Below are 12,054 nucleotides of genomic sequence, written 5' to 3' on the forward strand. Positions count from 1 at the left end.
TTCTGCCTCTGCTTCCTGAAAAAACCCGTCCGCCAGGACGGGGTTTATGGAGCGGTTACGTATTGCCGGAGATCTTACGCCGCTTCAATTGCTCTTTGTCGCGATGGGGCCAGACCTAATAGGACACCTAAAACAACAAGAGCCATGGAGGCCAACTGCGCCAAAGATATCGTCTCACCCAGAAATGCCATGGAGAATATAATGGTAAAAATAGGAACAAGATTGAAATACATCGCCCCTTGCGCAACAGAGGTTTTTGAAATACCTACATTAAATAGCGTGTAAGCTCCGGCAGTAACGATTAACCCTAGATATATAACTGCAATGGCTGAGGTGGCGCCAATTGTCACGCCCTGGGCAAAATCATAGATTCCGAAGGGTAGAAAGAAAATCGCTCCAGTGAAACTCTGGACTGCTGCCAAAAAGAATGGAGAATATGTCCCGCTAAGCCGCTTTAGAAGTACGGTATATACGGCTGCGCTAGCCATGGCCAGCAATTCCAAAAAATTTCCGAATGCCGGCGAGGAAGCATCTGCCGATGGGCTGCCTGATAAACAAAGTATTACCACCCCTATAACAGCAATTACTCCGCCTATGACCTGAGCAAAGCTAGGCTTTTCCCGATGTAAAATATACGAGAATACCAATATCAAGATTGGCAAAAATGCAAATACAACCCCGGCTTGTGATGCTGTGGTGTACATTAGCGCCTTGGTTTCAAATAAAAAATACAAGCAGGGTTCAAAAATACTCATCAACAGAAGAAGCCAGCGATCTTTCGAGGCCACTACCTCTCTAAAGCTAACCCTCCAAAATGCCAAGAAAAAAACACTACCAAGAATTAGGCGTAAGAATATTAGTGCGAAGGGAGGTATATCATTAAGTGCAATCTTGATTGCGATAAATGCGCTACCCCACAATGCCATAGCGCCCGCTAAGCAGAGAAACACAAGTAAGCTTGAGCCTTGGTGCGTATTGGGTGCCATAATAATTATCTAACTGACTGAGGGTGAATTTGAACAAGTATCAACAATCGCCAGGATGTGATTAGCGAAGTTAAGGTAGCGTGAATCCAAGGATGCTCTTGCCTCAAGCGAAAGTAGGTCGTCGATGGGTAGTAGCTTAGCGGTTGGATCATCTCCCACCCATCGCGGATCCGGAGTTAGTCTAGATATGAGCACATCTAGACCGACATATTCTGCGTTTACGGAGAATGGCTGTAATGCATCTATGAGTTGCTGATGAGAAATTAAATTCGATCTAAGAACGTGAAAGCTGCCAGATCGATCTAAAGCATACAAGTGCTCATTTCTTCTATCGAAGTGAAGAATTTCCGACATCGGGGCTGCATAAAATGTTAGTCGACTGAATGGCGGCTTTACAGATAAATAGAGATAGCCATGTGTGGATGTAACAAGCTCTGCAATAGCAAACGCCAGGGCTTTTGCAGGCAAGTGATTCAAGACAGTATGCAAACAAAGAGTGACATCAAATCCTTTTGTCTTTATATGAGCCGGAAGCCCAGAGGACAAGTCGCATATTTCATATGTCACATAAATGTCATCTGCCCCGCATTGAGAAAAAAAGTCATCAAACTGCTTTTTAGCGCTCTCCAGCATCGCAGGAGATAAGTCTAGGCAGGTGATACAAACTGACTGACCTTTACTGAAGCAATAGTGAGCGATACGAAGTGCCCAAGTACCGTCACCACACCCCACATCCAGCAAATTAATCGGCGTGCTGTCACCAGTTTTACGCCGCTGTTCTATCTTAAGCTCAAGCGACTCCTCAATAGCCTGCCACGTCTGAACGTCCCCCCAAGAGAACGCCCTGTTAACATCGCTTTCCTTTAGCTCTAAAAGTTCAGCGAGAGCAGACGTGCCATTAGCATAATTGGTGTAAGACCTGGAGAATCTATCATAAAAATCTTTCACGCCTTCAGTGGCATTTGTCACGGCGAATAGTCCCTATTGATTCAACGGAACAAGCATAGCTGGAAGCCTTTCAAAGTCGAACTATCAATTCTGATAGTCGCTGGCTGGCCAGGCTCGTGTAATGAATTACAAAGCATCCCTTCGTTAGAGACCTTAGAAATGCACGCTTACAAGCCTGGCGATCTAGTGCGACTACAATCTGAAACGACAGCCATGAGAGTGTCAGACACTGATCCACTTTTCCCACTGAAAAGTCCGTGCTTAGTATTTTGCGAGCACGTGAGGAAAACCTTCAAGGAAGAAGGCATATATAGAGCTAGCTACCTTGTTAGACTCCAGCGATAGCTACTATTTCAGCTCAAGTGCAGCGCAAGTCTCTTCTCCTAGGGATATACGCAGGGCAACGGCATTCTCGACCCCGATCTGCTGGGGCCTCCCGAGTCGGTCAGTTCTGATTCCAAGTTTCCGGAGCATTCGCTCTACGCCGACCGTAGTGACTGTCACATAGCTGTGCAGTTTTTGGTTAACTCCAAAGGCAACTATTTCTCTAATAGCATGACGAGCGGTATCTGAGAACTGCATTGATGTACGTTCTTTGGCTTGAACGGCAAAGCGACTTAGCTCCCACACATCTTCTGCCTCTGGAATTTGTTCCTCACAAAGCTCAGGAAAAGTATCCTTAAGCATGTAAGGGCCTGTTGTTGGAAGAATTCGCCAACAGCCCATAATCGACTTGGAATCGCTTGGGTCATCTATGAGGAGATAAAATGGATTGAGCGCGTCGTACCCATCTATCTCCATCCCAGAAAGCAGGGTCACATCCCACCCCTTTCTATGTTTAAAAACCTCAGCGCGCAAAAAATGCATTGAGTTTAACTTGGCGTTATTAAAGTCTGTCCTACGCCCAATTTGAAATTGCATTCTCTCTCTCCTTGCTCGGGGAGGAAAACGCTATTCAAATCAAAACAAGGAGTCACCTATCAAAACAGGTAGTGTAATTGAGGAAAATTAAGTGATAGCCTTTCAATGCGTGTCGTTAGATTGTAACTAGCCCTAGCGAAATGGCTTTTATACATGCAGCTCGCCTAGTCCCAACCCCAAACTTAGAACGAATATTCTTCATATGATACTCTATGTTTGCTTCAGAGCAGTTGCAGATAATAGATATCTCCCAGGTCGTTTTCCCGATAGCGCTCCACTTTAGGATTTCGCACTCTCTACTAGAAAGCTCGATTGGCGCCTCACTAGACATTGGTTTTAGCTGCAATATCAGCTTCTGAAGGATGGTGTCTTTTGCCATTGAAAGGTAGGGCATACTCCGGTAAAGAATGGCAGCTGCTTCAGGCCCCTTTGCTCCTATTTGAAAGCTAAGTGTACCAAACTCGCCTGATGCCCCATGTAGAGGGAATGTCACTCCAGAACCTAAATTAAATGACTTTGCCTCTTCCAAAAAGCCCTTTTGCTCTTCGGTTTTGTAAATCTCGTCACCCCACAAGATCGGAGTTACATTAGAGCGAGCATGTTCCACAACCGGATCTATATCAGCGAAGCCTTTCCTATCGTATATTTCTCGCCAGGCAGAGTTGTAGCTAGTAAAGATTTGTGCTGTGCTGAGGTCACTTTTCGAAGTGTCGATGATTCCAGCCAGGGTGCTTTCCAAGCCTAAATGGTGGGTTAGCTTAAGCACTTTAGGAAACCAATCATCGGGAGAGTAGCTTTGTTCAATTTCAATGAGAAGCTGCAACACCTCAGCGTGCATCGTAGAGCTCCCGATCAGATTTCGGGATTGGCCCATGGTGAGCAAACAGGTCGAAAACCTGTTGGTTTTGAAAAGGTACTTGGTTACCCATAAGCATCCTGTCCGCAGGATGGTGTGATTGTCGGCTAGCCCGGGGAGCCTATGAAAATTTCTTGCATGCGACACACAATATCAAATCCGAGACGCGGCATGCACGGCGGTGTGTAAATTCTGATGTTAGGAAGGGCTGAACCATGCCATATGCGCGACGGGGGTGTTGCTTAGCCCAACCACCTGCTCCACTGTGCTTCGCCCACCCTCCAGATGGGCAGCAGCCTGGCTGTCCCTTGCGCCTGCCCTACGGAATCCAATCCAACTGACCGCAGTCATCTAGCAGAACTGGAAGGGCTGCTTGAAATTCGGGAAATAGATCCGCCAACCCTATCGGTCTCTCGGGCCTCTACAACTCCCCACATACGTTTCGCCTCCCGCTGTAAGGGCTCGGACAGATCCGCTTCATTTTGGCCGTTTGCTGCCATCCGTGGCCGCCTATGTGGCCCGCGCCACCGAGAAGCTCCGCGCTCAGAACTCGCTGTGCAGCACGATCCAAGTAGCTTCAGACTCAGTTAGCGGATGTCGACGGGCCGCGTTACGCCAACGCAGTGAAGCTGGCCTTGCTTGCGCCTACTGATGACACGAGAGAGATTTTGGCACTCGCCCAGAGAGGCCTAGGTCAGATCTACCGCCCAGGGTACCTCAGCCGGAAAACGCTGCAACAGCACATGGAAGCTTAGGGACTCTGAGTCCTTTTGAGTTCGTGGAAACCATGCAGATCTTCATCCTCCCAAAGAAATCCCGCTAGCTTTGAAACGCTGACGAACCACTCTGCGCGCTCGCCTTCAATGATCAGCACGACTCGTCTGTTACTGATGAAGTCACCGTCATAGCTCATCGAGTAGCCATCGACTTGCAGGCGCTCGCCCGGCTGGATGACGGATCCGGCTGCGATGCCATCCTCGAAAGCGCTGCCCGCAGCTGTGTACTCATCGATGCCGTCATCTGCACTCGCAAAAGCGTACAAGCGGCGACGAATGTATGTGACAGCCTGGCTCGTTCTATTCACCAAGAACACGGGCTGTTTATCAGAGCACCAGCAGAAGTAGGGGATAGCCAGGAACAGCCCATCAGCTTTTTCCTGCTCGAAAGCTTCAAGGTTGGCCATGGCCAGTAGATCTGCGATGCCCCTTCGACGCTGGGCAAGAGAATCGAAGACGTCATCGTCCTCAGGTGGCCGGCAGCCAGTGAAAGCGTCGAAGGTGGCGCAGGCGGTATCAAGACGTGCATAGCGGGCCAGATGCGCAGCGTGCTCTTCCGCAACACTCTTGTGACATCTCTGCGCGAGCCGAGATGTCAGTTTCATCACTTCGTCGCTGATTGACTGTCGCATCAAGGCCTCGGCTGTTTTTTGTGCTCAATAACCAGCTCGTGCTCTTGACTCAAATACATTAAAGCACTGAGGAAGCAGCCCTGGCATAGAGGAGCAAAGTAGAGGTCACTTCCCCCATTGTCGTTCGGGTAGTCTCCATGCAAGGCGCCATAACGGCCTTCAAGGCATGGATTACCACATACAAAACAGTGGAAGGGTACTTTATTCTGATTAACCATCATGATCACCTCGCATTTGGACGTTGGCTGTAGAGGGCAGGAGGCCCTGTTTGCGGTCAAAAAAGCTGGCCACCGTTTCCAAGGAGGCTCGCTTGCGGACGCCGTCGCCCATTAAGAGATATGCGGAATTGAGCGTGGCAAAGATGAAGCCCTCTTCCCATTTATACAGTGGGCTCGTGCGCACCAAGTCTCCCACGTCGAAGCGTCGCGAGCTGTCGTAGATGACCGTGTGCGCAAAGATGAGCGACGGCTTACGCTGGTTTCTGGCGAAAGCAGCGCTTTGCTCGGGGGTTAGGTCGAGATCAATCCAGATCCAATCTCGTACTAGGCAGTACTCGAAATACGGAAAGTGCTTGCGCATGATCCGGACGGCCTCGTCCTGGGGCACTTCCACTCCAGGCATAGGAATTCCTTCGCTGTAGATAAGATCGGCAGCTTGTTGGAGGTTGGCCATGATCAGTTCGAGTAATAACGCTTGGGCGGTCGTGCACTGGAGTAAATCCTCACGCTCCAATCGAGATTTTCATGGCTCGATAGCAGGTGGGCCGGGCCGCCGAATCTGAACACGCCGTATTTCGTTTTGAGCCGGTAGAACACTTCCTTCTTCTTCGTCTTTCCTTCAATCAGCTCATAGACCTCTGCCACGCCCACCCCTAAGTTATCGGGGAAGTCAGAAGCGAAGACCACTTGGAATGAACGTACGAAGAGACCTTCTCCAGGCGACATGAGCGTCTGCTTCACGAGCTCGATGTCATTCGATGAGATCGCACGGACAACGACCTGGTCGGCTGAGCTTGCGAGAGTGAGGAGCATCCATGGTTCCCGCCCTTCTAATGAAAGGTTCCACGTGCCCGGAGCAGTGGAGCCAAATGCAAAGTCTGTCTTGCCCTTCATTGCTGCGTCTTGTCCTATCTGAAAATGAACAGTATACGGTGTAGCTGTATACGGTTCAAAAGCAGATAAAGCCCAATTTCCACTATTCAAAATTGGGTTATGAATCTTAAACAGGGGCTCGGCGCAGCTCTCCGAGCTATGCGCAAGCAAAAAGGTCTGAGCCAGGAAGATTTCTCAGAGGTCAGCGGCAGGACTTACATGAGTACGCTGGAGCGGGGGATGTATAGCCCGACCATCGACAAGCTCGATGAACTGGCTTCAGTGATGGGGGTGCATCCGGTGACGCTTCTGGTGGCGGGCTACCTGAAAGCAGAGCCTGGGATGAGTTCAGGAGAGCTCATGTCGCGGGTGCATAGAGAGCTGACAGAGGCAGGGCTGGCTGGATCGGGGTAAGACTGCCCCTTGATCGCCAGGCTACTGATCAGAGCTAGGGGCGTTCCTGATAAATGAGGGCCGCGCTGCCCCATACGTGTATGCGATAGGCAGGAAACTACATTGTTCAACCCTTGAGCTTGCAGGCTACGCTATTTTCTTCCACTGCAACCGTTCTATCCTGCTTCGTTAATGGTTTTATGGTTTGTCCCTCTGCAAGCGCCTCCAAGTGGATCGGGCTCATGACGTCGTAACGCCATAGAGTGGTAGATCCCTTCTGGCAGAATGTGAAACTCTTCGGATATCCAGTTTCAACCAGGGTTGCATCAGTGAAGCCGTTCTTTTTTAGTTCGTTATTGGCCCACATGGAATAGTCCGGTGGCGCTGCGCTTGCAATAGTTGATGCAAGCGGAAACAACGTGGTCGATATTAGAACCGCTTTGAGATACCTCAAACACTACCCCTTCATAGAAAACTGATTGCCCCAGCACGGCTTGGAACGCATGAGTTGCTCATTTTTCGAACGGCTCTACTATCACATAAGCCACGATAAGGGTGTAAATTAACTGTATGTAAATCTCTGGAAGGATTCGGGCTGCATGGGGGGGGCGAGGGCACCGATATTGCTTGGAGCGCTCATTTTCGAGATCGCTTCCTTGGGCCGGGAAGGAGGATGGTGGCTGCTTACGAGTGCATGCGGTGAGCAAAGTCGGATAGAATATAGGCCAGTAAAATGTACGGGTAGGGAAAGAAATTGCGTCCGACTGATGTTTCCCCATTTATTGGCGCTATATCTGCAATTCGATTGAGCAACTACAATTCGTATTTCTCGGCTGTTGATCATCAAGATCTTTATGCTTGCTACCAATGGAATGGAGAACTTTCTCGATCATTTTTGCCATTAATCCATTTGGTGGAAGTGGCACTTCGTAACGCTTATCATCGGGCCCTTAGTGCGCACTATTCGCAGGTTCACACGGGGGTGAGGAGCGACTCATATCGCTGGTATCTTCATACTAATTTCGTGCGTAACTCTCAGAAATCTCTAGAAAAAGCAGCGAATGGGGCAGCAAATTTACCGACGGCCAAGCCAGACGATATTGTATCCAAGCAAACATTTGGTTTCTGGACAAACATTTTGGCGGAGCCTTTAACTCCTTGGGGTGTAGTATTGGGTAGTGTGTTTCCGAATACGACAAAAAGCTGGGTTCATGGTCGAAATAGGGATTTTCTGACCTGCCGGAAACGGCTGATCAATGACCTGCGAAACCGAATTTCCCACTGGGAGCCAGTGTGGAAGCAGCCGGATCTTATGGAGGAGAGAATACTACGCACAGGCTCAAGCCCATTGAGGGTTTACGCGCCTGCTACCACTAATCCGGCTGAGAGTATTGCTCGGCTTCAGTTGATACACGACCGGACAGTGTCTTTGCTGGAAATGATGAATCGAGATCTCTCTAATGCTTATAAAGATTCGTACTCATACGAGCATTTTGTTTGGGTATGCAGCGAGGCCGGTTTGGAATCGTTTCGAGGCTATGAGCGGCGCAAGCAGATGTCGATGACGAATGCAAAACGCAGCTTCTCAAGCATTATGGCTAGCAAATCCATTTTGACGGTTACAAATGGTAAGACGCGAGTCAGGATCCAGCCGCTGGGCTAAATAAAAGGCATAAAAAAACCACCTCAAGAGAGGTGGTTTTAGGTACATCTCGCGGTATCTGATTCCCCAAGACGGGCTTTGAGTTGTCTTGAAGAGGTCTTTTTCCTAGCAAGCTAGGTTTTGGCATCAGACACATTCGCGATCATATTAATACGAATCTTGAGTTTTTGTCAATACGACAGACGCATCGTGCTCTAATTAGTGGTGATGGCTTATGGCTATATTCACTTTTGATGCATTGCCTTTGTTTGCAAATAGCGCATGAAGCCTGAGAAATCTAAAGCGTGAGCTTCTCCTGTGGCCTCCAGTAGGTGCTCCTTTTCAACAGGAACAGCTAGCTCTGCTCCCAGGATGCGTAAGCTCAGGCGAAGCCTGCCTGGTGCATGTGGGATGATCGCGAGAGTTTCAGATCGGGCCTGCTCCCCAGGCAGGAGAGTCCCCAGGCGGATGTGGCATACCTGAGCTAGGCCGTTGTCATCCACTACTAGGTTCAAGTCCTGCTTAGCCAGCACATCCTGCATGGATACAAGGTTGGTCACGTTCCAAGTCGTTTGGGGGGCGTCGGGCAAATCACGGCCAGGGATCATTTCACAAGGTTGAGAGTCGAGTGCTTCGACCGAGACTTCAATCTTCGCGTTGGAAAGCTGTATGCCAGATTGATTAGTCAGCACGAATCGCATAGTAATGAGCGCTTCGTTGATCTGCGTGTACTCAGCGTACTCCCGCCAGAAGTCGCTGTTATCTCTATCAAGACCGATGAACTCCGGTGGGTCAAAGGGCCCGCGTGGTTGCCTTGGTCTCTCGAAATCCGGGAATTCCTCTGTAAACCTTAAGTAGGTATGCGCGAAGCTGTTGGGGAATTCTGTGTTCTCAGGCGTCAGCAAGGACAATTCAATCTTCGGGGCGCTACGCCCGCTATCCTCATTCGCCATTGCTATGGTTTCGACTGGCTCTGCTTCGTCAGTGCTACTGCCTCGGCGCACATACACCACATTGCTCTTAAGCTTGCCGTATGGGCTCGCGAGGTAAAAAGGGCGCTTCTGCTTGGGAATGATGATGACGCCAATGGTCTTACCTTCGTATAGGTGCTCTTCGTAGCGGAAGGTCAGCTTCGGCTTCACCTTGCTGTTCACGAACTGCTGGATTCTGGAGTCATCGATGCTGTCTTGAATGCCTACAACCTCGGCAGGGTGGGGCCGTTGATCCTTGAATCCGAGAAGGATGTAGCCAGTACCATCGCGCCAGGAGTTGGCTATCGCGAGAATGTCCTTGAGCAGCTCCGATTTGTCTGCCTCGGTGCCGTTATTGAAGCGGTACTGGGCAGACTTGAAGTCGATATCCGTGCTTTCACTCTTGTAGCGGAGCATGTTCAGTAGATCGATCATTTACGCATCTTCTCCCTTAGTCATGGCCGACAATCGCGTGAGGTGCGTCAGCGTCTCATAGGCCCCTTTCAGGGGAAAGCAGGCCTGATCATGTAGGTGATGGGGGGAGTTTTTCATCTAGACGAGAGACAAAATCGCGCACATGGTCGTTGAAGAACCACAGAATGGCATCGACCTGGTTTTCATTGAAGGTGATCGATTCACCAGCTTCTAGGCTATCCCATGCGTTGATCATATGTGCCTTATAATCCCGATTAAACAATCCCTTATCATGTACGAACATGTGTCGCAGGTTGATGATGCAGTTGATCCATCTCGATGAGTAGTGGTCACAAATTCTTGCGTTGAGATTCAGTGTGTTGTTAACAAGGTGGGCAATCTTTAGAGCGGCAGGTTTGATGATTGCATCAGGTCTGTTGCGTTCTTTGACGGTCACAGTCTTTTTAATGTCCTGTTGGTCTAACTGCAACAGTCGCCTCACTCCATCGAAGCAATCACCTAGCGCGGCAACCATGCTTACTACGATGAAGGAGCGTGACAGTTGGTCATATCTGCCGTCTTCAATAAGTGCGTGAATTTGGCCAATCGTGCGAATTGATGTCGCATCATCATCAAAGTCGCTGCTTGCTCTAATCGATGTGCCTTGATGCTCTTCTGGGAAGTTTGCATGCTTGCTCAATACTACAGAGCTCAAATAGAAGATCAGTGATCGTTCTTGGCTGTGCAGATATTCATCATAGATTCTGGCAAGCTCTGGGCTTTTGAGGTCAACTTTCCAGCGCTCCATAACGCTCCTTGGCTGTGGTGTTTACGTAGTTAAGTAGTTGCGTAATTACGTAGGTGAGTATTTACGTAGTTTCGTACTCTGTATGTTTTTTGCGTATTTCGAGCGGCGGGCCGCATCTCGTGCCGCTGGGGTCGAAATTTTTTATTGATTTTTATTCACTCGGTTAGAAGTTTGCCAATTAAGGTAAAGTCCGTGTATTCCTTGGGTTCGGCGTCGAGGCGCACTCGATATAATAATATCGTATCGTATACAACTTGAGCGGGATTCATCTGAGGTGGCCGGCAGGCGCTCTGGGGGCGGGGTTTTGCGGGGTTTGGGTGCTTGCAAGAGCTGGATGGCTCTGCGTTGAATAGGCCAGTCCTTTTCCTGACCAACCTAGAGGCGGATGATGAAGAAGTGGAGTCCAACAGAGCGGATTGGTGTAGCAGCTGCGCAGCTAGTTTGTGTGCAAGAGCTAGAGTGGATTTTTAGAGAGATGTCCGTCTCGGATGTTGGCATCGATGCGCAGATAGAGCAGGTTACAAGTGGCGGTGCTACCGGAAAGATAATAGGCGTGCAGATAAAAACAGGGGCCTCATATCTTAAGGAGACTGGTAAAGGTCTTGTGTACTACGGCAGTGAGGCCGACTTGGACTATTGGGCCGAATATTCTCTGCCCGTAATAATGATTTTTCACAATCCCGAAAAGAAAGTTACGCTTTGGGTGAATATAGATGAATCATCTATAACGCGTACCCTTGAAGCCTGGCATATCGTGATTCCAGAAGATAATACCTTTGACCGAAGGTGTAAGGGCGAGCTTGAGCAGATATTTAGGGCTGGCTCAAATCATTTGCCTCTTAGGCGCTCGTATCGGGTAGCTCAGGTTTCTTCTGATGAAGAGGATCTTCTCTTTCACGTTGGTGAAATTGCTAGAAATCTGATGCTGGACTCTTGGGATAGGTGGATTGAGGGCGCTTGTTGTACTCATATAGTGGTTTTACCTGAGGCCTTCGTGGAAGGATTAAAGGAGGCAAGATTCAATGCTATGAAGTTAATAGTGCCGCCTGAGTTTAAGCGTACTGAGTGCGCAATTATCAATTTAATTGAGCGGGCATCTGATTTAATCGACGAGTTCAGGCCAAGGGCGGAATATATACAGATCCAAAAGTCGTACCAAGGAGTTCACTTTTACGCTCGATATGAGAACCCTAACTACGCACGGGATCGTGCAGAGCACGAGGCCTGGTCGCTGGAGTGCGTGGGGCTGGTCTATGAGCTGGCAAAGGCAGCGAATCTCTTTGCCGATTTAGTCCGAGAGGAACTGGATAGAGGGTTCCTTCGGCGGCGCGGGCGTTTCTTGGTGAGTGATGACTTCCAGCACGGGTGCGTCGCGCCTCAGTATTTGGAGGGCCAGAAATCTCGAATATTGCAAGAGCGAGGAGGCACGATTGTGGGTGCGCGATAAGACTGACCCTGCGGCTGGTTGGTGAGCTTTCTGGCTAGCTGCTGGCGTCACTGCCTCGATCTCGCTGGGGGCGTGGCGTGGGGTTCCAAGGTGTTATGGGACTGTAAAAATTCACCGATATCTCTGACCGGCTATGCCATGAGCGATGTTTCGAGGGGCGAGAGGCGGA

At 49.5% G+C, this 12,054-nt stretch carries 13 protein-coding genes; 3 read left to right on the forward strand and 10 right to left on the reverse strand.

All coding sequences use genetic code 11. From position 1 onward, the window contains the following. Nucleotides 1–74: 74 nt before the first annotated feature. The 7 genes from N5J71_RS16955 to N5J71_RS16985 form a co-directional block, all read right to left on the reverse strand. Entirely contained in the window at nucleotides 75–986 is a 912-nt protein-coding gene (locus N5J71_RS16955; RefSeq protein WP_257598743.1) for a DMT family transporter, read from the reverse strand. Between the two features lie 9 nt (nucleotides 987–995). Next, entirely contained in the window at nucleotides 996–1,955 is a 960-nt protein-coding gene (locus N5J71_RS16960; protein ID WP_279917276.1) for a class I SAM-dependent methyltransferase, read from the reverse strand. 327 nt (nucleotides 1,956–2,282) lie between these two features. After that, nucleotides 2,283–2,855: an acyl-homoserine-lactone synthase gene (locus tag N5J71_RS16965; RefSeq protein WP_278325479.1), complete on the reverse strand. Its 573-nt coding sequence runs from the start codon at nucleotides 2,853–2,855 to the stop codon at nucleotides 2,283–2,285. A gap of 115 nt (nucleotides 2,856–2,970) precedes the next feature. After that, a complete protein-coding gene (locus N5J71_RS16970) occupies nucleotides 2,971–3,693 on the reverse strand; it encodes a helix-turn-helix transcriptional regulator (protein ID WP_279917277.1) in 723 nt (240 codons plus the stop codon). A 769-nt stretch (nucleotides 3,694–4,462) separates the two neighbouring features. Beyond that, a complete protein-coding gene (locus N5J71_RS16975) occupies nucleotides 4,463–5,119 on the reverse strand; it encodes a hypothetical protein (RefSeq protein WP_257598702.1) in 657 nt (218 codons plus the stop codon). A 210-nt stretch (nucleotides 5,120–5,329) separates the two neighbouring features. Next, nucleotides 5,330–5,791 (reverse strand): DUF6957 family protein, encoded by a 462-nt coding sequence (locus N5J71_RS16980; protein WP_279917278.1) that lies wholly within the window; start codon nucleotides 5,789–5,791, stop codon nucleotides 5,330–5,332. A gap of 2 nt (nucleotides 5,792–5,793) precedes the next feature. Then, nucleotides 5,794–6,231, reverse strand: coding sequence for a hypothetical protein (locus N5J71_RS16985; protein WP_257598700.1), 438 nt, complete (start codon nucleotides 6,229–6,231; stop codon nucleotides 5,794–5,796). Nucleotides 6,232–6,330: 99 nt separating this feature from the next. Here N5J71_RS16985 and N5J71_RS16990 point away from each other — a divergent pair, with 99 nt between their 5' ends. Beyond that, nucleotides 6,331–6,624, forward strand: coding sequence for a helix-turn-helix domain-containing protein (locus N5J71_RS16990; protein WP_257598699.1), 294 nt, complete (start codon nucleotides 6,331–6,333; stop codon nucleotides 6,622–6,624). 106 nt (nucleotides 6,625–6,730) lie between these two features. Here the strand turns inward: N5J71_RS16990 and N5J71_RS16995 are convergent, their stop codons facing one another. Further along, nucleotides 6,731–6,970: a hypothetical protein gene (locus N5J71_RS16995; protein WP_279917279.1), complete on the reverse strand. Its 240-nt coding sequence runs from the start codon at nucleotides 6,968–6,970 to the stop codon at nucleotides 6,731–6,733. Nucleotides 6,971–7,357: 387 nt separating this feature from the next. Between N5J71_RS16995 and N5J71_RS17000 the strand changes: the two genes are divergently transcribed. Beyond that, entirely contained in the window at nucleotides 7,358–8,266 is a 909-nt protein-coding gene (locus N5J71_RS17000) for an Abi family protein (protein ID WP_257598697.1), read from the forward strand. Between the two features lie 224 nt (nucleotides 8,267–8,490). Here N5J71_RS17000 and N5J71_RS17005 read toward each other — a convergent pair whose 3' ends face one another. Together N5J71_RS17005 and N5J71_RS17010 are read right to left on the reverse strand one after the other, a co-directional pair. Next, nucleotides 8,491–9,651 carry an AlbA family DNA-binding domain-containing protein gene (locus tag N5J71_RS17005; protein WP_257598696.1) on the reverse strand — a complete coding sequence of 387 codons (1,161 nt, stop codon included), beginning with the start codon at nucleotides 9,649–9,651 and terminating at the stop codon, nucleotides 8,491–8,493. A gap of 88 nt (nucleotides 9,652–9,739) precedes the next feature. Then, nucleotides 9,740–10,438 carry a hypothetical protein gene (locus N5J71_RS17010; RefSeq protein ID WP_257598695.1) on the reverse strand — a complete coding sequence of 233 codons (699 nt, stop codon included), beginning with the start codon at nucleotides 10,436–10,438 and terminating at the stop codon, nucleotides 9,740–9,742. Between the two features lie 388 nt (nucleotides 10,439–10,826). Here N5J71_RS17010 and N5J71_RS17015 point away from each other — a divergent pair, with 388 nt between their 5' ends. Continuing rightward, nucleotides 10,827–11,885, forward strand: coding sequence for a DUF4365 domain-containing protein (locus tag N5J71_RS17015; RefSeq protein ID WP_279917280.1), 1,059 nt, complete (start codon nucleotides 10,827–10,829; stop codon nucleotides 11,883–11,885). The last annotated feature ends 169 nt before the right edge of the window (nucleotides 11,886–12,054 follow it).

Origin of the sequence: Ectopseudomonas oleovorans, from assembly GCF_029845265.1 — a bacterium.
GTDB lineage: Bacteria > Pseudomonadota > Gammaproteobacteria > Pseudomonadales > Pseudomonadaceae > Aquipseudomonas > Aquipseudomonas oleovorans.

What these genes read in the sequence shown, in the direction of transcription:
- N5J71_RS16980 (WP_279917278.1), bottom strand. Translation starts at nt 5,791, where the DNA reads ATGGCCAACCTCCAACAAGCTGCCGATCTTATCTACAGCGAAGGAATT.
- N5J71_RS16990 (WP_257598699.1), top strand. Translation starts at nt 6,331, where the DNA reads ATGAATCTTAAACAGGGGCTCGGCGCAGCTCTCCGAGCTATGCGCAAG.
- N5J71_RS16955 (WP_257598743.1), bottom strand. Translation starts at nt 986, where the DNA reads ATGGCACCCAATACGCACCAAGGCTCAAGCTTACTTGTGTTTCTCTGC.
- N5J71_RS17010 (WP_257598695.1), bottom strand. Translation starts at nt 10,438, where the DNA reads ATGGAGCGCTGGAAAGTTGACCTCAAAAGCCCAGAGCTTGCCAGAATC.
- N5J71_RS16985 (WP_257598700.1), bottom strand. Translation starts at nt 6,231, where the DNA reads ATGAAGGGCAAGACAGACTTTGCATTTGGCTCCACTGCTCCGGGCACG.
- N5J71_RS17015 (WP_279917280.1), top strand. Translation starts at nt 10,827, where the DNA reads ATGAAGAAGTGGAGTCCAACAGAGCGGATTGGTGTAGCAGCTGCGCAG.
- N5J71_RS16970 (WP_279917277.1), bottom strand. Translation starts at nt 3,693, where the DNA reads ATGCACGCTGAGGTGTTGCAGCTTCTCATTGAAATTGAACAAAGCTAC.
- N5J71_RS16975 (WP_257598702.1), bottom strand. Translation starts at nt 5,119, where the DNA reads ATGCGACAGTCAATCAGCGACGAAGTGATGAAACTGACATCTCGGCTC.
- N5J71_RS17005 (WP_257598696.1), bottom strand. Translation starts at nt 9,651, where the DNA reads ATGATCGATCTACTGAACATGCTCCGCTACAAGAGTGAAAGCACGGAT.
- N5J71_RS16965 (WP_278325479.1), bottom strand. Translation starts at nt 2,855, where the DNA reads ATGCAATTTCAAATTGGGCGTAGGACAGACTTTAATAACGCCAAGTTA.
- N5J71_RS16995 (WP_279917279.1), bottom strand. Translation starts at nt 6,970, where the DNA reads ATGTGGGCCAATAACGAACTAAAAAAGAACGGCTTCACTGATGCAACC.